Raw genomic sequence first — 18,622 nt, forward strand, 5'->3', positions numbered from 1 at the left:
AAAAACCGGTAAATATTAAATCATTTCATTATACTCACTAGTGTTACAACAAAGAGAACCTACCAAAAAGTAGGCTCTCCCTGATCCTTATGATCGTTCGTTAAGATTAGTATCCTCCACCAACGTAAGCAGCACCTACGATGATTAACAAGATGAACAAGACAACGATTAATGCAAAACCTCCTGCATAACCTCCACCTTCTTGACCCATTTATGTTCACCTCTTTCTATTTCAATTGACAATACAACAACAATATATGCTGAAACAACTTACATCGTTAAAGACATAAGCATACAATTGTACCCATTTTATAAATTCACTATTTAAAAACGATAGATTTCATAAAAGCAAAGAAAAAGGTTGAAGAATCTATTACATCACCGCAGTGAATGTAATAGTTTCTTCAACCTTAATAGAAAAGCAATAATTGCCTCATTTATTTAGCTTCTAGATTCATCCTGATTACTAAGCTTTGCATCAATTGTACCTTCCATATAATCATCTGATGCTTGTTCATGCGTTGTAGCTAAGCCTGATGAAAGCTCATCTTGACGGTTGTAATCCTCAACTTCATATGCTCTTCCTGCTATTTGCTTGCTGTCTAACTTTGTTTTTTTCTCCATACATTAACCACTCCTTGGCTAGATCTTTTCTTATTAACGGGCAAATTGCTCCCACTAATGGAAGTGTTGCTTCATATCGTTACTATTTGCAAAATGGTCATTTGTTACTCATTAAACGGAAAAAAGGTCAATTTAGACAAAAGAGGTTGACTCATTAGGATCTCCTAACCATGAGTCAGCCTCTTTCCTATCTATTTTAAACGAGTAACGGCTACTCCTTTATTTGATCATTTAACGAAACACTATGCATTCGTTGCATCTCGGTTTGTTAACTTAATCTGAACGTTCATTTTTTTCCCTGAACGATAAAGGGTAATATCTACTTCTTCACCTATTTCCGTTTCTGTGTAAAGAATTTTTCTTAATTCACTGGCACTTGTAGTAGCAGTTCCATTCATTGAAACAATCACGTCCTGTTGTTGCAGTCCTGCAACAGCCGCCGGGGAACCTTCTGATACATTGCCAACGATTACCCCTTCTTTTACATCTTCTGGTAGTTTCATGTTTTCCTGTAGATAATATTCTGGAACTTGACTCATTTCAATGAGTCCTACGCCAATAAAAGGTCTTTGAACTTTTCCGTTTTTCATTAAATCTTCAACAATAGGCATGAGCTCGTTACTCGGGATCGCAAAACCTAATCCTTCAACACCGTTTTGACTTATCTTTAAACTATTAATACCAATCACTTCACCACTCATATTAATAAGTGGTCCACCACTATTACCCGGATTGATTGCGGCATCTGTTTGAATAACATTTAATGCCCAATTTCCTTCAGATGTGGTCACATCGATTGTGCGATCGACACCACTGACAATTCCTTGTGTAACCGTTCTTGAAAATTCTTCGCCAAGTGGATTCCCAATTGCGATAACATTTTCACCGGTACGAAGTGAAGCTGAATCCCCCATTTCTGCCACAACTGTTACGTGTTCAGCAGCAATTTTAAGGACAGCAATATCTGTTAATGCATCTGTTCCAACTAGTTCGGCAGGGACTTTTTCACCATTAAACAGGGTTACTTCGATTGACTCGGCCCCTTCGATAACATGGTTATTTGTGATGACATAGCCTGCATCACCTGCTTTTTTAAAAATAACTCCAGAACCTGTCCCACTTTCTACACTTTCAGATTCGCTGTTCTCGGAAAAATTTCTAAACATATCTCCACTGTTTTGCGATTGCATATTCGTGATTCCTACAATGGCTGGTGATAATTGCTCAACAATGTCTGCAATTGAATTGGAGTCTGCAGACAATTCCTTTGTTGAAACAGTAGATGCAGTCTCTTTTGCCTCATTTTGTGTAGAAGTTTCTACTAACGCTTTATTTTCCGTTTGGGATCCCTGCTCTAAAAACGTTGTAACACCTAAGACGAGTGCACCACCGACAACTCCACTAACAAGCGATGATAAAATAGGTTTAAAGCTTCGACGTGGTTTACTTTTTTCTCTTGTGATTTCGGTTTCATCATAATAGCCCATCATTAGCCCTCCAATATTGTATTCTCGAAATGTATTTATGCTCCCTGTGTACTAACAAATCCACCAATTACGATAAGAATGAATAATAATGATACTCCTGTAAGAATAATGGCTTTCATGCCTTTCATCCCTTCTTTCTTGTTCATAGTGATACTATAATGAAAGAGTTTGGGATAATAATGAAAGAATTATGGGAAATTGTGAAAAGACCAAACAGCTAAGAAAGGACGTTGTATAATAGTGCCTGAGAGGAAGTGAAACGATGAGTTTTACTATATATTTAGTTGAAGATGAAAAAAATTTAAACGAACTATTAACCATGTATTTAAAAAATGAAAACTGGTCGGTAACTTCTTGTTTAACAGGTTTGGAAGCAAGAAATCTTATTAACAAGCCTCCTCATCTATGGATATTGGATATTATGCTGCCAGATATTGACGGCTACCAATTAATTAGAGAAATTAAAGCTGCAACACCTGACGTACCAGTTATCTTTATCTCAGCAAGAGATGCAGATATTGATCGTGTTTTAGGGTTAGAACTGGGAAGTGATGATTATATTTCAAAGCCTTTTTTACCAAGGGAGCTTGTCATCAGGGTACAAAAACTGTTAACGAGAACATATTCGGAGAAAGAAAGCACAATGATCAATCTTCCCCCTTACCATATTGATGAACAGGTTAGGATTGTTTACTTAAATGGAAATGACTTAAATCTGACCTCAAAGGAATTTGATTTACTACAGCTTTTTCTGCATAACCAAGGACTGGCATTTTCCAGAGAACAAATCTTAACAAAATTATGGGGTTCTGATTATTATGGAACAGATCGTGTAGTTGACGACCTTGTAAGAAGATTACGGAAAAAGATGCCTGAGCTTAAGATCGAAACGATTTATGGTTTTGGCTATAGGATGTTAAAAGGATGAAAAATAAATCATTAGCCTTTCAAATTTGGCTTGTCTTCTCTGGGATTTTATTAGCGATTTCATTATTATTGGTCATCCTCTTTCCAACAACGTTAAGGGGGTTTTTTACGAAGGAAATCTATAAAACGATTGAAAATGAACAAATGGTATTAACAGAGTTCGGAAATCCGGAAAATAAAAGAAATGAATTTGGGGCATCCGGACAACGAGATCGTACCGTTTCACATATGATTTTGCCTATTTATAATTCATTCATTTTATATTCAAATGAATTACCAGCTGATTTTATTAAACACACTCAGAAGTTAGCTGAAAAACAAACGAATGTTGTTGAACGCTATGAAAATACTTTACAAAACCAAACACTTTTTTATGTCATTAGAAAATTCACCGTTGATGGAGAACCAAGCTATCTACTATCCTATTCTTGGGATACATATCGAAACGATCTGGTCTATACACTTTTTCGCCAACTGATGATCGTTATGTTTATTGTATTTCTTTTCAGCTGGATCCCATCGATATGGCTTGCAAGATATTTATCGAAACCACTTGTTACATTAGAAAAACATGTTAAAAACATTTCTGAACAGGAATGGCATGAGCCTGTAATCGTCGATCGTAACGATGAAATTGGCAAGCTCGGTCATACGATTGAGAAAATGAGGCAGCATCTCGTTAGAAAAGATGAAGCACAACAGACCTTACTGCAAAATATCTCTCATGATCTAAAAACTCCGGTAATGGTCATTCGCGGATACGCACAATCAGTAACTGACGGGATTTTTCCTAAGGGAGACTTAACAAGTACAATGAATGTGATTGAAGAGGAATCTGAAAAGCTTGAGAAAAAAATAAAGGATTTGCTTTATTTGACAAAGCTTGATTTCTTAGCAACACGAAAACCAATAAAAACAACCTTTCGTCTTGATCAGCTTCTCTCTGATGAGGTAGATCGAATTAAATGGGCAAAGCCTGAACTGGATTGGCAGCTTCACTTAGATGGAGCGATGGTTTTAGGTGATGTGGAGCAATGGGAAAAACTGATCGAAAACCTTTTTGAGAATTCATTACGATTTGCCAATAAGGTGATTTCCATCACCCTAACAAAAACAAAGGATGACATTTTGTTGCGCTTATGGAATGATGGTTCTCCAATTGATGATCATATAAAAGATCGTCTTTTCGATCCATTTCAAAAGGGACATAAAGGAGAGTTCGGCTTAGGATTAAGCATTGTAAAACGAATTGCAGATATACATCAAACAGAAGTATGGGCTGCAAATGAAGAAAATGGCGCTGCATTTTATGCGAAAATTCCTTTACATTATGGAGATAATAGGTGAAAAGGACCCGCTTTACCGGTCCTTTTCTTATGTCAGATAAAGCAGGGATACAATCCACTTCCTAACAATCTATTTCAATTTAAATTGTCTCACTAATAGATTCATTTTCTCAGCTAATTTTGCTAAATCATCTGAGCTTTTTGCTACTTCTTCCATCGAGCTGCTTGTTTGCTGTGAGGAAGCAGATGTTTGCTCAACTCCAGCAGCTGCTTCTTCGGAAATGGCCGCTATTTCCTCTATCTTTGTATTCATACTTTGTGAGTCTTTCGAAATCATTGCTAGTGTTTCTAGTACCTCTTGAATATCCTGAGCCATATTGTTTAAAGCCTTATCAATATTTTTGAATGTTGTGCTAGTTTCTTCGATTTTTTCTGTCCCTTGTTCTACTTCACGATAACCGGATTCTAAAGAATCTGTTACATTATTCGTCTCTTCTTGAATACCTTTTACAATGCCTGTTATTTCTGTTACAGATACAGCAACCTGTTCAGCAAGTTTACGGACTTCATCTGCAACTACCGCAAACCCTCTTCCATGCTCCCCTGCACGCGCAGCTTCAATTGCAGCATTTAAGGCTAAGAGATTTGTTTGATCTGCAATTGCTTTAATCACTTCGACAAGTGTTGAGATTTCCTTTGATTTCGAATCTAAATTTTTCACCTTTAAGACCGCTTCTTGAACAATCCCATCAATTTTTGCCATTTGTGATGATGAACCGTCCATTAATTCACTGCCTGTAACAGCAAGTGAGATGACTTGATTGGAAGATTGTTGAATTTGTTCACCATTCATGTTTAATTCACTAATTTTCGCTGCGAATTCTGTCATCGTAGAAGTCAGGTCTGTTGTATGACTGGCTTGTGCTTCAGAACCAGACGCCATTTCCTGCATTGTCGTAGCAACCTGAATAGATCCTACTCTTACCTCATTTTCTGACTGCGTTAACTCTTCACTTTGTGCTGATACTGTTTCAGACACATCGGAAATTTGCTGCAATAGCTCACGAACTTTATCAGACATTTGATTTGTTGAATCAACTAGTTTTCCTACTTCATCCCGTGAATTAGTACGTATTGGCTGCTGACTTAGATCCCCTGCTGCCATTGAGCCCATTCTTTCCATGACAACTTTAATCGGTTTAGTAATAGCTCTTGATGTAAAAATGGCTGAAAGGACTGCAAATAAAATCACTAAAATTGAAGCAATAATCGAAATAGTTGCAGTTGATTCCCCTAGATCGATAATTGCTTTTCCGTCACTATTAATCAAATCTTCTCGTTTCTGAGTAGCATCTTCAAAACCTGTAACAATTTCGTTAACTAAAGGATCTGTCTCTGCCAATAACCGGCGTGCTTCCTCTACATCTCCACGGCTATATGCTGGAATAATTTGATTTGCAGCGATCTCAAACCATTCTTGTGATTTATCTGCAAGTTTCTTCCCTTCCTCAGACATCCCATTTTCAATCGCTTCTTTGCTTAATTCTTCATTCAAAGAGAATTGTGCTTCAAAATCTTCTATGTATTGTTCATCCTTTGTTAAATAAAAGCCCCGTGCTGCTGCTATACCATTTTTTACTGTAGACGATAAATTTTGGTTATAAATGAGTAAATTCAAATTTTCATTTACAATATGGTCTGTGTTATTGTTAATTTTATTAATTGAAATAATATTAACTAACGTAAGACCAATAACTAATGCAATGACAATAATGAATCCTGCAAAAATTCTTGATCTTATACTTTTAAATGTTAAAACCTGTTTCATGAGTATTCTCCTTTTTCTATAGTTTGCCCCTTCTATATCTAAGGTTTATATCGTCATATAACGAAAATTGTTAATAGTTAAATCATTGATTTATAGGAGATTTTCCCCAATAAAAAACACAAAAGGCAGTGGATTTATTTGAAAAATCCACTGCCTTTTATTACACCGATTTGTATATCGATTGATTATTCTTTTGGATAAACCATCTCTTCAGGTTTCACATATTGTTCAAACTGATCTTCTGTTAATAGCTCTAACCTAACGGCCGCTTCTTTTAACGTTAATCCTTCCTTATGCGCAAGCTTAGCTATTTTCGCTGCGTTTTCATACCCGATATGAGGATTCAAGGCTGTAACAAGCATTAATGAATCGTTCACATAGCGGTTAATAACAGGTAAATTAGCTTCAATACCAATCGCACAATTATCATTAAAGGAAATGATGGCATCTGACAGCAGCTGGACAGATTGTAAAAAATTATAAATGATAACAGGCTTAAAGACATTTAATTCAAAATTCCCTTGGCTTGCTGCAAAACCGATTGTCGCATCATTTCCCATTACTTGAGCTGCAACCATCGTTAATGCCTCACTTTGGGTCGGATTCACTTTCCCAGGCATAATTGAGCTGCCTGGTTCATTTTCAGGTATCGTTATTTCACCAATACCACACCTAGGACCGCTTGCTAACCAGCGAACATCATTTGCAATTTTCATTAGATTTGCTGCTAATGCCTTTAATGCACCATGTACAAATACTGTTTCATCATGACTTGTTAAAGCATGGAATTTATTGATTGACGATGTGAACTTTTCTTCTGTATAACTGCTGATTTCTTCTGCAACACGTCTTCCAAACTCTGGATGTGCATTAATTCCAGTCCCGACAGCAGTACCGCCAATAGCCAAATTTTTCATATACTCGACCGATTGTTGAATCATCTCTTTCGTTTGGTGAAGCATATGTGACCATCCACTAATCTCTTGTCCAAGTGTTAACGGTGTCGCATCCTGCAAATGTGTCCGTCCAATTTTCACAACATCCTTGAATTTTTTTACTTTTTCTTCCAATGTTACAGAAAGCGTGTCAATAGCCGGCAACAGCCTATTGGTTACGGCTAACACTCCTGCAATATGCATTGCAGTAGGAAACGTATCATTCGAACTTTGACTCATATTCACATCATCATTAGGATGAATCGTAACATCCATCCCTTTTTCCTTTAGAAATTCATTTCCTCTTCTGGCAATGACCTCATTCACATTCATATTACTTTGTGTTCCACTGCCTGTTTGCCAGACGACAAGTGGAAAATGTTCATTTAATTTACCCTCTATAATTTCATCACATGCTTTTACTATTGCCTTAGCTTTTTCATTATGTAACTTTCCAAGTGAATCATTTACTTTTGCAGCACTTCTTTTTAAGATGGCGAAACCGATAATTACTTCATTTGGCATCTTCTCGCCGCCAATTTTGAAATTTTGCTTACTTCGTTGTGTTTGGGCTCCCCAATATTTATCAGCTGGTACTTGAATCTCGCCCATTGTGTCCTTTTCAATACGATAATTCACCACATACACCTCCGAAAAATGATTACATCTTATATTGTATGGCTTTTCCAACTATATTAAAAGCGTGACACATAAGAAAAGCGCAAGCGCCTGTTCAGCCTCAGGCAAATAAGACGATCGAATAGAAGGTGTTCTTTTCAATTCCTGAATGGCTTATGACCTCGCGGGGCTAGGCGCTGGAGCTAGACACCAAAACTAAGTACATAAGCTTATACTTTCTTATCCTTTTAAAAAGGCTCACTCAAAAAGTTGAGCAAGCCTCACATCACAGCTTAAATGGTTTGTAAACCAGCCTGGTTTAAGAAATTCCAAGGCTTATTATAGTGTGGTTGGAAAAAGAAATCGACAAAACCTAATTCTTCTGTTGTCATCTTATTTTGGATACAAACAGACAGTGTATTAATAGATTGAGTAACATCTACTTTAGACATTACCTGTGCTCCGACAATTCGTTTTGTATCCTCTTCATAAACGATTTTAAGCATAATATCTTCAAAAGTTGGCATAAATTCAGGTCTGTCATGCTCTAAGATTGTGATACTTTTCACATTCATACCCATACGAAGTGCTGCTGTTTCAGTTAAACCAGTTGTAGCAATATTTTGATCAAATAGTCTTAGACCTGAAGTTCCTTGTGTGCCCATATAACGAATGGTTGGTTTAATAAGATTTTTTGCTACTAATGTTCCCATTCTGACCGCATTTGTTGCTAATGGTATATAAGCATGTTCGCCTGTTGGATTGTAGCGGATTGCACAGCTGTCACCTGCTGCAAATACATCTTGATTACTTGTTCTCATGTATTCATCTACTTTAATTGCTCCATTTTCAAGCATATCAATTTGTCCTCTAAACAACCGTGTATTTGGCTGAAAACCAATACATAAAATCACTAGATCTGCTTCATATGTGCCATTCGTTGTTTGTACGGCTGCTACTCTTTTTTCATCATTCCCAACAAAACGTGTGACAGTTTCTCCTAAGGCTAGCTTGATATCACGCTTTTGGAAATCCGCTTCAAGAATATCTGTAAAAGGTTCATCCAAATATTTGCTCAAAACTCGTTCCTCGCCATCGATAAGCGTAACATTTTTGCCGCTCATTTCAAACGCCTCTACTAACTCAATGCCAATGTAACCTGCTCCTACTACAACAATATTTTGTGCATGTTTTGCTTTTTCAATAATTGTCTGTGCATGGTTAAAGTTTTTGCAAAGTAAGACATTCTCCATTTCAATTCCTTCGATTTTAGGAATAACAGGCCATGAACCAGTGGCAATAACTAATTTATCAAATGTTTCATGTAATGTTTCATTAGTAACGAGATTTCGTGCAATAATTGTTTTATTTTCAATATTTACATCAATCACTTCATGTTTCATAAACATATTAACACCTTGCTCTGTTAATTGTTCTGGAGAAGAATAGAATAGACCATTTGGATCTTTTACTACTCCACTAACATGTAACGCAATTCCACAAGATAAAAATGAAATATTATCATTTTTTTCATATACATTTATATCTGCATTTGGGTATAGTTTTATCATATTTGAAATAGCTGCTGTTCCAGCATGTGTACATCCAATAACGGCAATTTTCATTTTGTATTCCTCCTGAAAAATAGTTTGTGAATATTTTCACATATGTTTGTGAAGTTATTCACATTGTATTGATGTTTTTATTATATGCCGCTCCTAAATAAAATGCAATATGTTTTTGTGAAGTTTTTCACATAATAATTAAAAAAGCTGTCACCAAATCTTTGCAATACCCATTTGTTGACAGCTTTTTTATTCAGTTTGTTTGACTCTGCTCTTTCGTTTACATTCCTAAAACGGATATAAACTTTGTTGAAGCACTTTTTTCCTCTATCCACGACAGAAATTGGGTAATCATCGAGATCAGTTGCTTTACGTTTGTATCAAAATTATCTATAAACTCTTCTTCAGAATCAGTGAACGGAAACCCTATAATATCTTTCAGTGAATATGGATTGGGACTATTAGCTAAATATTGTTTCACATATTCTAATTCCTTACTAATTAACTTCCAAGTATCTATATCAATTTCATTGAATGCATAATAATCAAATTTCTTATGGCATTTTTCAAAGACAGGCGTGATATAGCCGAAGTTTTCTTCTGTAAAGTAAATTGAAGAAGGATTCCAACACTCCCCTTTATACTTATCAGGAAGAATCTCTATATAACAAGATCCTTCAAGATTACTGGTATCATAGATTATTTCTATCATTTAATCACCCCGATTTAAATAATAAACCTTCCAACTTTAGAAAAACACTTCCTAGTAAAAAAGAGAAGTTGCATTTCCTACAACTTTCTCTTGATGGAACTTCTTTTATTCTTCGGGATAATCAATCGTTAACCCTTCCACATGCTTTCGATTCATCATTTTTTTCTTCTTACGGTCTTCTTTATTATCAAATACTTGGTTTAAATCGTATGCATCTGGATATAATTCTTTTGCCTCTATAAATGGTTTTACTCGTTTATGATTAAGAATGAGCTTTTCACCTTTTACGAATAATTCCATCTCTCCCATTGAGTTAGGTTTTAAAACAACGATTCCTTTCGTTTGCAGATGTGGAACCCAAACAGCATCACCGATTTGGTAATTTATTACCGATTGGTTTCCTTTTTGGATTGGCTTCTTTATCCGAGCTGGTTCTCGAGTCGATATGGATGGATTTATCATTATTTCCCCCCGAGGTTGATCATAGGAAATTTCGGTTGCTCTTGTAATGATTTCTTCAGGCATTCCTAATGTTTGCGCAATCGCAAACGCTCGACTCTCTCCTCCCTTACCAATGATGAGCATATAGAGTGGTTGCAGTGTTTCAATATCAAAATCCATTGATCCATTTTGAAATCCGCTCGCTTTTTCGGCAAATTCTTTTATTTCACTATAATGAGTAGTCGCGACAATCATTGCTCCAGAGTGATACAGTGCTTCTAAGATTGCAATGGCTAACCCCATACCTTCGCGAGGATCTGTACCTGATCCGATTTCATCAAGAATAATGAGTGTATCTTCTCGTGATTGTTTTAGAATATCAATGACATTGCGAATATGAGAAGAAAATGTACTTAAAGAATGTTCGATGCTTTGATGATCGCCAATGTCTACAAAGATATCGTTGATTATACAAAAACAGCTACTGTGATCCGCTGGAATATGGAGCCCTGACTGAACCATCATGGCCAACAAACCAATCGTTTTTATTGTTACTGTTTTACCACCAGTATTCGGTCCTGTGATCACTAAAGCCTGATAGTCTCTGCCTAATGTAACGTTCAAAGGTACAGCATTCTCACCTAATAATGGATGTCTTGCATTTATTATCTGATAACCTTCATCCGGCCTAAGCTGCACTTCATTTCCACGCATAACCTTGCTTAGTTTTGCTTTGGCAAAAATAAAATCGTAGGAAATCATCCCTTCAATATTTAGGAGAAGCTCCTGTTTATAGTTTGCAGTCATTTCGGTTAAGATCCCAAGGATTTTTTGAACTTCAAGCTCTTCTTCCACTTTCAAAAAGGCAAGTTCGTCTTGCAGCTTATTTAGTTCACTTGGTTCCATATACACCGTTAAACCGCTTGAGGATTGATCAAGGATCGTCCCTGAAAATTTTCGCTTATATTCATTTTTTACAGGTACGACATATCTTCCATTCCTCATACTGACAACTTGCTCCTGCAAATAACTAGAAGATGTTTTCATGATTTGCGCTAATTTTGCTTTGATTTTCTCTTCCAGTGCCCCAGCTTTATTTCTAATTTTCGTTAATGACTTGCTTGCATAATCATCAACTCGATTGTTACGAATACAGCGTGAGATTTCATCAGCCAGCTCTGACAGCTCATAAAGGGAATAGGCATATGAACTAATTGTAGGTGCATGGTATTCTTGTTTCATCATAAATTTTTTGATTTTCTTCACACTATCTAAAAATGCCCCTAAAAACCCGAATTGTTCAGGGGTGATGAGATACCCTTTATCGACAAGGGCAACGAGTTGTTCAACACCATGTAGCGAATGAACAGGAATACTTGATGAAGTCTCAATGATTTTACATGCTTCAGTTGTTTCATTCAGCCATCTGCGTATTTTTTTCTCATCTTGAATTGGCAGCAGTTCTTTCGCTCTTTTTTTTGCCGCATCACTCATGGCATATTCACTTAGTAATACAAGTACTTTATCAAATTCTAGACGTTGAATCGCTGTTTTGTTCAATGTATGAACCTCCAATATTTTTTTAATAAATGGCTCTGTTAAACTTGGTTGTTGATTTCCGCTGCAGGCGTTCGCTTTCCGCGGGCGGTCCGGGAGCCTCTCCCTTGTCTTGCTCCAGCACCTAGCCCCGAAGCACAGGACGTGCAAGTGCAGTTACAGCGACAGGACGTCGCGTTCGTAACTGCCTCGAGATCATAAGCCACTCTTGAATTGAAGACAAAGAACGTCTTCTATTCAAGAGCGTCTTATTTGCCCTAGGCTGAACAGGCGCTTCCGCATTTCTAAACAGGAGTCTCACGCCTTACGCTACAATCAACAAAGTTATTAAAAATCAACAATTAGCTTTAACATAGCTTAGTAAATAAAAAAAGGTGATGAACATGGGTTGTTCATCACCTTTGTAAATCTCGAATTATTTGGCAGAATTCGCCTAATAAACATATTTGCCCAATATAAAACCTTAGCATGTCGCCAAACTTTAATGACGATTGCCTTTGTTTATTTATACAATCATTTTTAAACTATCCATTCTGATTGCACAAAAAACCGTGCTTAAACAAAGCACGGTTTATATACGGGCACTATGCAGGAGATCGCAAATTGTGTATGTTAACCGTTTTTGTTCTTAACTTTCTACAGAAACATACTCAAATAAACCTTTAATAACTTAAAAGTTTTTCAAGTGTATTCATGTAGTTGAAGTATTTACTTCGATTAGTTAAGAACAGAAACCCTCACAAAACACATCTCCTAAAATATTGTTATTAATAAAGTAACAGACTGAAGTTTGTCCTGTCAATATAAGGATTTTTTATTGTCCCTTCCGAATATCTTCTATACTTTTTCCGCCTAAATAAGCATGCCCAACCTTAACATTCGCAATGGTCTCAAATCCCGATTTCTTATAAACGTTTTCTACTCTTTCATTTATTGGCATGACCCAAAGTCGATCAATATTTCTATTTAATACATCCTCTTGAATATGGTGAATGAGTTGACTAATTAGTCCCTTTCCCCGATATTCTGCTAATGTGGCAACACTTTCTAATCTTGCATCATTCTCATGTTGAAAAATGCATGCTGTTGAACATGGAGCACCGTCATATTTTAATAAATAATGAGTGTAAGCTTCTTGTGAAAATTCTTCTTTGAACGCCTTGTCCCTGATCGTCCCGCCTAATTCTGGGATTTGGCACTCAATATCGATGGCAGACTGCATATTCTCTTCTGTTACTTTTTCAATTTGCACCTTCGGATTCTTAATGATATCAACCTTTGTTTTCCAAAGCTGAATTGGACTATCAAATTCTTCAAAGCCAAACCCCTTTTGTTTGAGTGTTGTGATAAAATCTTCATGTCCTCCATATTGGGTAAGATAAATCCTTGGAACTAACTGTTTTTCCTCATAAAAAGATATGACCTCATCAATAATTTCTTCATAGGCATGTGTGTAACTAGAAATATGAGCATGGTTTGCATCATAATAATTTGGCTGATCCTCATTATAAAAGAGGCATCCCCAGCTTGTGTTTACTTTCTTAGAAAATGAGGAAATATAAGCAAGGTCCAATGCCTCAATATACTTTTCAAACGTCATTGTAATCTCCCCTGTCATCATCAGAAATTTATCTAAAATGATCATAGCAATGATTCTGATTATCAAGCTACTTGTTTTTTCATTGCAGCTCATTAATCGTTTCCTATTTTTCTCTATCTTTTCATTTAATCATGATACGATAGGTTAAGCTGTAGGTATGAAAGGAGTCGTGCAACATGAATATTTTATTAGCTGAAGATGATCAAAAGCTTGGTGAGCTTATTACATATATGCTTATGAAAAAAGTAAAGTATCAAGTAGAATGGGTACAAACTGGTGAAGATGCATATGAGTATGCAAAAGCCTCTCACTATGATGTGATCATTATGGACTGGATGATGCCTCATGGAGATGGCATCGAGATTTGCCGGCTCTTAAGAAGCAATGGGTATGGTGGAGCGATATTAATGCTAACTGCAAAAGATGCCATTCAAGATCGTGTTGCCGGACTTGATTCTGGAGCAGATGACTACCTTGTGAAACCGTTCGAAATTGATGAATTATTAGCAAGACTAAGAGCACTATCACGTCGTAATTTTTCACCCATTCGTGAAGAAGTTCTGCTAATTGAAAATTTAACGATCAATCGAACAAGCCAATCGCTGCAAATGGATCAAGAAATGATTCAATTGACACCGCGTGAATACCAGCTTCTTGATTTATTGGTGCAAAATAAAGGACAAGTCCTGACTAGAGACATCATATTTGAGCGAATATGGGGAAACAAGACAGATGTGGCATATAAAACAATTGATGCGACCGTTAAATTACTGCGTAAAAAGCTAAAGAAATTCGGAAAAGGAGATTGGTTACAAAGCATCAGAGGGGTAGGATATAAACTTGAAACGAACTAAACGTGATCTCTTCTATAAAACCCGGCGATCGCTAACGGCTAAGTATAGTTTGCTCATTATTCTTTTTCTGATGTTATTTATCATTATTTTATTTTCATTTGTCTATTTTTGGTTTCTTTCTGCTGAAAGAAGTGAATTGCGCGATAGAGTAAGACATGAAGCAGAGCTTGTTGAGGAATTTTTCTTACAAGACCCTAATCATCATCCAGGTGAACGTAATGATAATCAGGAATTCGTCACGACAGATAGTGATCCGTTATTTTATTATGTTTTAGATACCAGAGGGGAATTGGTATTAAATAATGAACAATTACCTCTCCTCAAAACGGCTTTTATCAATTTTATTAAAAATTGGAAACCTGAAAAAGAAGAATTGCGAAAAGAGGAATTTATTCTTGATCGTAAACTATTTATAAAAAATGAAAAAAATAAAGATAATCGCCGCTTCTCAACCTATATACCAAAAGATCCAGAGTTGCAGATTCTGATGATTGCTAGACCAATCTATGATCATGATCAGCTAGTCGGATATCTATATATAGGCGAAAATATCACGGATTTATTACAATTACTAAAAAGACTTTTCATCATTTTAGCATTTTCAGCGCTTATCTTTTCATTCATTGCTTTTGCTTTTAGCCGAGTGATGTCAAATCGGGCAATGGTTCCAATTGAGCGGGCCTTTAAACGGCAACAGGAGTTCGTGGCAGACGCTTCCCATGAATTGCGGACACCATTAAGTGTGATGCTCTCTTCTTTAGATATTCTTGAAATGGAGGATGAGGAGAAAAATGAGATCTCAGCAAAAATGGTCGGAAATTTAAAAGACGAAGTAAAACGAATGTCTGGATTAGTAGGAGATTTACTAACACTGGCAAGATCTGATTCAGATGACCCGAACATTTCATTTGAAGATTTTAACCTTCGACCTATTGCCGAACGAACGATTCACACCTTTGAAGGCCATGCTGCTTCGAAAAATATTCAGCTTGAATTAGACATTTCAACTGCTATTACAATCTTTGGCAACAAAGACCGTATCACTCAGCTGTTGTATATCCTCCTCGATAATGCAATTAAATATTCCAAAGAATCTGGTTCTGTCACATTGTCGATTACGATGGAAAAGAATTTGGTTACGATCTCTGTTAAGGATAATGGAATCGGAATAGATGAAAAGAACTTAACACATATATTTGAAAGATTTTATCGTGTCGATAAAGCAAGAACAAGACAACAAGGCGGACATGGACTAGGTCTTTCCATTGCAAAATGGATCGTAGACATACACGGCGGCCGTATATCAGTAGAAAGTAAAATAGGTGAAGGTAGTACTTTTATCGTAAAAATTCCATCTAAAACAATGTAGCTTGTAGAAAAAACTCTACAAGCTTTTTTTATTTTTCAACATTGGCCAATTTTTCACCGTCTTTTCACCAAACTCTATTACATTATAACCATAGCAAGTTAACACATCTTGAAAGGAGGTGAAAGAATGAAAACAAAAAGAAATCCTTTGCTCTGGATTGGGATTACCTTACTTGGACTTCTTGTCCTGTCAATCGTCTTAAATGTTGTTGGACATTTCTTTACACAATCTATGCACGCACATATGGGTCCTGGCAGGGGCGGTTTTCATCATAGAGATGTAGGAATTGGAGGTCACGTGAACATGTTCGGCTTCTCATTCATCCCATTCCTATTTAACCTAGGATTAATTGCTTTAGGCTGGTGGATCTGGAAAAAAGCAAATGGAGAATCCGTAAAGAAATGGGTTGGTGTGATCTTACTTGGAATCGGGTTGTTCTCAATCCTGCCGTTAATCATTGCCATCCCACTTTTACTAGTCGTTTTCTATTTCGCTTTTAAAAAGAAAAAGACAGCTTCACATTTTATAGATGAACCAATGTTCGTTACCACACCATTACACACAAATCATGCTCACGATATTCTTGATGAGTGGGAGCGTAAAACAAACAAGGAGGAATATAAATAATGGGACTTTTAAAACGGATTAAAACAATTGCAGCTGCAGATATAAACCATACATTGGACAAGTGCGAGGATCCAGTAAGCATGGTTAAGCAATATATAAGAGAACTTGAAGAAGAGCTTGAAAAAGCACAGACTGCATTAGGTAGCCAACTATACTTTGAACAAAAGCATAAAGGATTAATCGAGCAAGTTGAAACAATCATTAAAGATCGTAAAAGACAACAGCAATTAGCAATTGAAAAGGACAATGACGATATGGCTAAGCTGGCAATCCATGATCGAATTGAAAATGAAAAGAAGCTACAGGTGCTAGAGCAGCAACTAGCAGCCATTAAAAATCAAACGACACAATTTAAAGCTCAAGTTGTTAAATTAAAAGATACTTATGCTAATTTACAAAATCGTAAATCAATGCTCATTTCAAGAGCAAATGCTGCAACTACAACACATCGAATCAAAAGCACACTAGTTTCTTCACAATCTGAAAATATCGTAAATGGCTTTGCGAGAATGGAAGATAAGGTTATGCGCCTAGAGGCACAATCTAGTGCACATGATTATTTATATGATCTTGATCTTCGTAAGGAAAAAACGTATTCAATTGAGGTAGAAGAAGAGTTTTTGCGAGCAAAAGAAGCGGTAAGCCAAACGCAAGAATAATTGATTAAAGATCAAAAGAACCTGCCCTAAATTTGGACAGGTTCTTTTTTATCTTGATTAAACAACATCATACCCTTGATCTTCAATCACATCGATCATTGCTTCTTTTGATACTTCACTGCTATCAAAACTTACCTCGACTGTTCCATTATCTAAATTTACCTTTACATTTGAAACACCTTGCAATTTTCCAACATTACTTTCAATCGCATTCACACAATGATTACAAGACATACCTTCTACTTTTAATGTTACAGTTTCCATCATAATTCCTCCTATTTTTTCATTAATCTTTGGACGGTTATTAATAATTCATCAATGATTTCTTCGTCACCCTCTTGAATTCTTTCGACAACACATGTCCGTAAGTGTCCTTCAAGCAATAGTTTTCCAACACTGTTTAATGCAGATTGTGTTGCTGAAATTTGTGTAATAACATCATCACAATACGTATCCTTTTCTATTAATGCTTTAATTCCACGAATTTGCCCTTCAATTTTGTTTAAACGCGTGACGAGATTTTTTTTCACTTTTTCTGAATGATGGCTTCTTCTTTCATCATCATGGTCACAGTGATTTTGGCTGTTTTGTTCAGTGCTCACAGCAACATCCCCCTATACCTTTTTCTCTTAATAGTAATATACCAGCTCTAGTTCTTGCAAAAATCTACTGAATCACAACAACAAATGGAAATGCTCGAACAACACCATTTTGCTTAAACTCAGCCCAAATTTTATACGTACCAGCTTGACTAAATTGTGTTTCAAAGATAGCTTCGTGATCATTCGCTGGATGAACATGAATATACTCAGTAGCATCTTCATTTAAGATTACGATATGCCCCATTGCACCTAAATAAGGCTGCAAATTAGCTTCATCTAATTCAAAAGACAAGGTGATTGGTTCAGATGCTTTTTGTGCACTCATTTTTAAAGACACCTCATATTCATCAACCTTTTTAGTAAGTGTCCTATCTGGTTGAAGGGCTTGATGATGATGGTCTACCACTTTTCCACCTATATGAAAAGGAATTGGTTCTACATGATACGATGCATTTTTTGGCTTAATATCAACAAATGCTTTATATGATCCTTCAGGCAAATCCATATTTAATGTGAATGTACCATTGTTCGTTTTCTCTGGATGAACATGGTGAAATTGATTGAGATGTTCATCAACAATAATTAAATGGAGAAGTTTTTCATGATTGACTTCTAGATCATCAAAGAGCTGATCTTTATCATCCACTAGCTTCACAAGAAGTCCATTATTCTCATAAGAGACATTTGCTGTAATTTGACGCTCATTTCCTTTTTCGTTTTCTTCACCATGGTGATCTTCATGTCCATGATCCGTACGATTTGTTTCTTGTACAGCACTCTCCTGATGGTCATTTCCATCATCTTCTCTCAATTGAGAAAAGAGTGTATATGCACCAATAACAACGAGTAAATAAATGACTGCTGATATTGCCCATTTTTTCATTTTTCTCTACTCCTTCATCACATATCTTTGACATGTAATTTTACTCTT

18 protein-coding genes are annotated in these 18,622 nt (G+C 36.2%); 6 read left to right on the top strand and 12 right to left on the bottom strand.

The genetic code is table 11. The annotated features are described in order from the left end of the window. Nucleotides 1–106: 106 nt before the first annotated feature. From GMB29_RS23280 to GMB29_RS23290, 3 genes are all read right to left on the bottom strand, one after another. On the bottom strand, nucleotides 107–211 hold the full coding sequence (locus tag GMB29_RS23280) for a YjcZ family sporulation protein (protein WP_136352540.1): 105 nt from the start codon (nucleotides 209–211) through the stop codon (nucleotides 107–109). Between the two features lie 230 nt (nucleotides 212–441). After that, nucleotides 442–624, bottom strand: coding sequence for a YozQ family protein (locus GMB29_RS23285; RefSeq protein WP_136352539.1), 183 nt, complete (start codon nucleotides 622–624; stop codon nucleotides 442–444). A 242-nt stretch (nucleotides 625–866) separates the two neighbouring features. Then, the gene (locus tag GMB29_RS23290; RefSeq protein WP_227551420.1) at nucleotides 867–2,111 is read right to left on the bottom strand and encodes a S1C family serine protease; all 1,245 of its coding nucleotides are present in this window, start codon (nucleotides 2,109–2,111) and stop codon (nucleotides 867–869) included. 262 nt (nucleotides 2,112–2,373) lie between these two features. Between GMB29_RS23290 and GMB29_RS23295 the strand changes: the two genes are divergently transcribed. Both GMB29_RS23295 and GMB29_RS23300 read left to right on the top strand, forming a co-directional pair. Then, nucleotides 2,374–3,039: a response regulator transcription factor gene (locus GMB29_RS23295; protein ID WP_136352537.1), complete on the top strand. Its 666-nt coding sequence runs from the start codon at nucleotides 2,374–2,376 to the stop codon at nucleotides 3,037–3,039. After that, entirely contained in the window at nucleotides 3,036–4,385 is a 1,350-nt protein-coding gene (locus GMB29_RS23300) for a sensor histidine kinase (protein WP_136352536.1), read from the top strand. Before GMB29_RS23295 ends, GMB29_RS23300 begins: the two co-directional genes overlap by 4 nt. Before the next feature lie 69 nt (nucleotides 4,386–4,454). Here the strand turns inward: GMB29_RS23300 and GMB29_RS23305 are convergent, their stop codons facing one another. The 6 genes from GMB29_RS23305 to GMB29_RS23330 all read right to left on the bottom strand — a co-directional run bounded on the left by GMB29_RS23305 (nucleotide 4,455) and on the right by GMB29_RS23330 (nucleotide 13,580). Next, entirely contained in the window at nucleotides 4,455–6,152 is a 1,698-nt protein-coding gene (locus tag GMB29_RS23305) for a methyl-accepting chemotaxis protein (protein WP_136352535.1), read from the bottom strand. Nucleotides 6,153–6,337: 185 nt separating this feature from the next. After that, nucleotides 6,338–7,726: a class II fumarate hydratase gene (fumC, locus tag GMB29_RS23310; protein ID WP_136352534.1), complete on the bottom strand. Its 1,389-nt coding sequence runs from the start codon at nucleotides 7,724–7,726 to the stop codon at nucleotides 6,338–6,340. A 272-nt stretch (nucleotides 7,727–7,998) separates the two neighbouring features. Then, entirely contained in the window at nucleotides 7,999–9,330 is a 1,332-nt protein-coding gene (locus GMB29_RS23315) for an FAD-dependent oxidoreductase (RefSeq protein WP_136352533.1), read from the bottom strand. A gap of 220 nt (nucleotides 9,331–9,550) precedes the next feature. Further along, complete coding sequence (locus GMB29_RS23320) at nucleotides 9,551–9,982, bottom strand: hypothetical protein (RefSeq protein ID WP_136352532.1); 432 nt, start codon at nucleotides 9,980–9,982, stop codon at nucleotides 9,551–9,553. A gap of 105 nt (nucleotides 9,983–10,087) precedes the next feature. Then, on the bottom strand, nucleotides 10,088–11,983 hold the full coding sequence (locus GMB29_RS23325; protein WP_136352531.1) for an endonuclease MutS2: 1,896 nt from the start codon (nucleotides 11,981–11,983) through the stop codon (nucleotides 10,088–10,090). An 811-nt stretch (nucleotides 11,984–12,794) separates the two neighbouring features. Beyond that, nucleotides 12,795–13,580: a GNAT family N-acetyltransferase gene (locus tag GMB29_RS23330; protein ID WP_136352530.1), complete on the bottom strand. Its 786-nt coding sequence runs from the start codon at nucleotides 13,578–13,580 to the stop codon at nucleotides 12,795–12,797. 176 nt (nucleotides 13,581–13,756) lie between these two features. Here GMB29_RS23330 and GMB29_RS23335 point away from each other — a divergent pair, with 176 nt between their 5' ends. The 4 genes from GMB29_RS23335 (at nucleotide 13,757) to GMB29_RS23350 (ending at nucleotide 17,089) form a co-directional block, all read left to right on the top strand. Then, on the top strand, nucleotides 13,757–14,434 hold the full coding sequence (locus GMB29_RS23335) for a response regulator transcription factor (RefSeq protein WP_136352529.1): 678 nt from the start codon (nucleotides 13,757–13,759) through the stop codon (nucleotides 14,432–14,434). Next, nucleotides 14,421–15,803, top strand: coding sequence for a sensor histidine kinase (locus GMB29_RS23340; RefSeq protein ID WP_155443936.1), 1,383 nt, complete (start codon nucleotides 14,421–14,423; stop codon nucleotides 15,801–15,803). Before GMB29_RS23335 ends, GMB29_RS23340 begins: the two co-directional genes overlap by 14 nt. Nucleotides 15,804–15,929: 126 nt before the next feature. After that, complete coding sequence (locus GMB29_RS23345) at nucleotides 15,930–16,430, top strand: hypothetical protein (protein ID WP_136352527.1); 501 nt, start codon at nucleotides 15,930–15,932, stop codon at nucleotides 16,428–16,430. Further along, on the top strand, nucleotides 16,430–17,089 hold the full coding sequence (locus GMB29_RS23350; RefSeq protein WP_136352526.1) for a PspA/IM30 family protein: 660 nt from the start codon (nucleotides 16,430–16,432) through the stop codon (nucleotides 17,087–17,089). The genes GMB29_RS23345 and GMB29_RS23350 overlap by 1 nt, the downstream gene beginning before the upstream one ends. Before the next feature lie 57 nt (nucleotides 17,090–17,146). Here GMB29_RS23350 and copZ read toward each other — a convergent pair whose 3' ends face one another. The 3 genes from copZ to GMB29_RS23365 all read right to left on the bottom strand — a co-directional run bounded on the left by copZ (nucleotide 17,147) and on the right by GMB29_RS23365 (nucleotide 18,574). Then, complete coding sequence (gene copZ / locus GMB29_RS23355; RefSeq protein WP_136352525.1) at nucleotides 17,147–17,353, bottom strand: copper chaperone CopZ; 207 nt, start codon at nucleotides 17,351–17,353, stop codon at nucleotides 17,147–17,149. Nucleotides 17,354–17,364: 11 nt separating this feature from the next. Continuing rightward, nucleotides 17,365–17,691, bottom strand: a complete 327-nt coding sequence (locus tag GMB29_RS23360) for a metal-sensitive transcriptional regulator (protein WP_136352524.1) — start codon at nucleotides 17,689–17,691, stop codon at nucleotides 17,365–17,367. A 64-nt stretch (nucleotides 17,692–17,755) separates the two neighbouring features. Continuing rightward, on the bottom strand, nucleotides 17,756–18,574 hold the full coding sequence (locus GMB29_RS23365) for a DUF8832 domain-containing protein (protein WP_136352523.1): 819 nt from the start codon (nucleotides 18,572–18,574) through the stop codon (nucleotides 17,756–17,758). Nucleotides 18,575–18,622 lie beyond the last annotated feature (48 nt).

This window comes from Metabacillus sediminilitoris (genome assembly GCF_009720625.1).
GTDB lineage: Bacteria > Bacillota > Bacilli > Bacillales > Bacillaceae > Metabacillus > Metabacillus sediminilitoris.

What these genes read in the sequence shown, in the direction of transcription:
- GMB29_RS23280 (WP_136352540.1), bottom strand. Translation starts at nt 211, where the DNA reads ATGGGTCAAGAAGGTGGAGGTTATGCAGGAGGTTTTGCATTAATCGTT.
- GMB29_RS23285 (WP_136352539.1), bottom strand. Translation starts at nt 624, where the DNA reads ATGGAGAAAAAAACAAAGTTAGACAGCAAGCAAATAGCAGGAAGAGCA.
- GMB29_RS23290 (WP_227551420.1), bottom strand. Translation starts at nt 2,111, where the DNA reads ATGGGCTATTATGATGAAACCGAAATCACAAGAGAAAAAAGTAAACCA.
- GMB29_RS23295 (WP_136352537.1), top strand. Translation starts at nt 2,374, where the DNA reads ATGAGTTTTACTATATATTTAGTTGAAGATGAAAAAAATTTAAACGAA.
- GMB29_RS23300 (WP_136352536.1), top strand. Translation starts at nt 3,036, where the DNA reads ATGAAAAATAAATCATTAGCCTTTCAAATTTGGCTTGTCTTCTCTGGG.
- GMB29_RS23305 (WP_136352535.1), bottom strand. Translation starts at nt 6,152, where the DNA reads ATGAAACAGGTTTTAACATTTAAAAGTATAAGATCAAGAATTTTTGCA.
- GMB29_RS23315 (WP_136352533.1), bottom strand. Translation starts at nt 9,330, where the DNA reads ATGAAAATTGCCGTTATTGGATGTACACATGCTGGAACAGCAGCTATT.
- GMB29_RS23320 (WP_136352532.1), bottom strand. Translation starts at nt 9,982, where the DNA reads ATGATAGAAATAATCTATGATACCAGTAATCTTGAAGGATCTTGTTAT.
- GMB29_RS23330 (WP_136352530.1), bottom strand. Translation starts at nt 13,580, where the DNA reads ATGACGTTTGAAAAGTATATTGAGGCATTGGACCTTGCTTATATTTCC.
- GMB29_RS23335 (WP_136352529.1), top strand. Translation starts at nt 13,757, where the DNA reads ATGAATATTTTATTAGCTGAAGATGATCAAAAGCTTGGTGAGCTTATT.
- GMB29_RS23345 (WP_136352527.1), top strand. Translation starts at nt 15,930, where the DNA reads ATGAAAACAAAAAGAAATCCTTTGCTCTGGATTGGGATTACCTTACTT.
- GMB29_RS23350 (WP_136352526.1), top strand. Translation starts at nt 16,430, where the DNA reads ATGGGACTTTTAAAACGGATTAAAACAATTGCAGCTGCAGATATAAAC.
- copZ (WP_136352525.1), bottom strand. Translation starts at nt 17,353, where the DNA reads ATGGAAACTGTAACATTAAAAGTAGAAGGTATGTCTTGTAATCATTGT.
- GMB29_RS23365 (WP_136352523.1), bottom strand. Translation starts at nt 18,574, where the DNA reads ATGAAAAAATGGGCAATATCAGCAGTCATTTATTTACTCGTTGTTATT.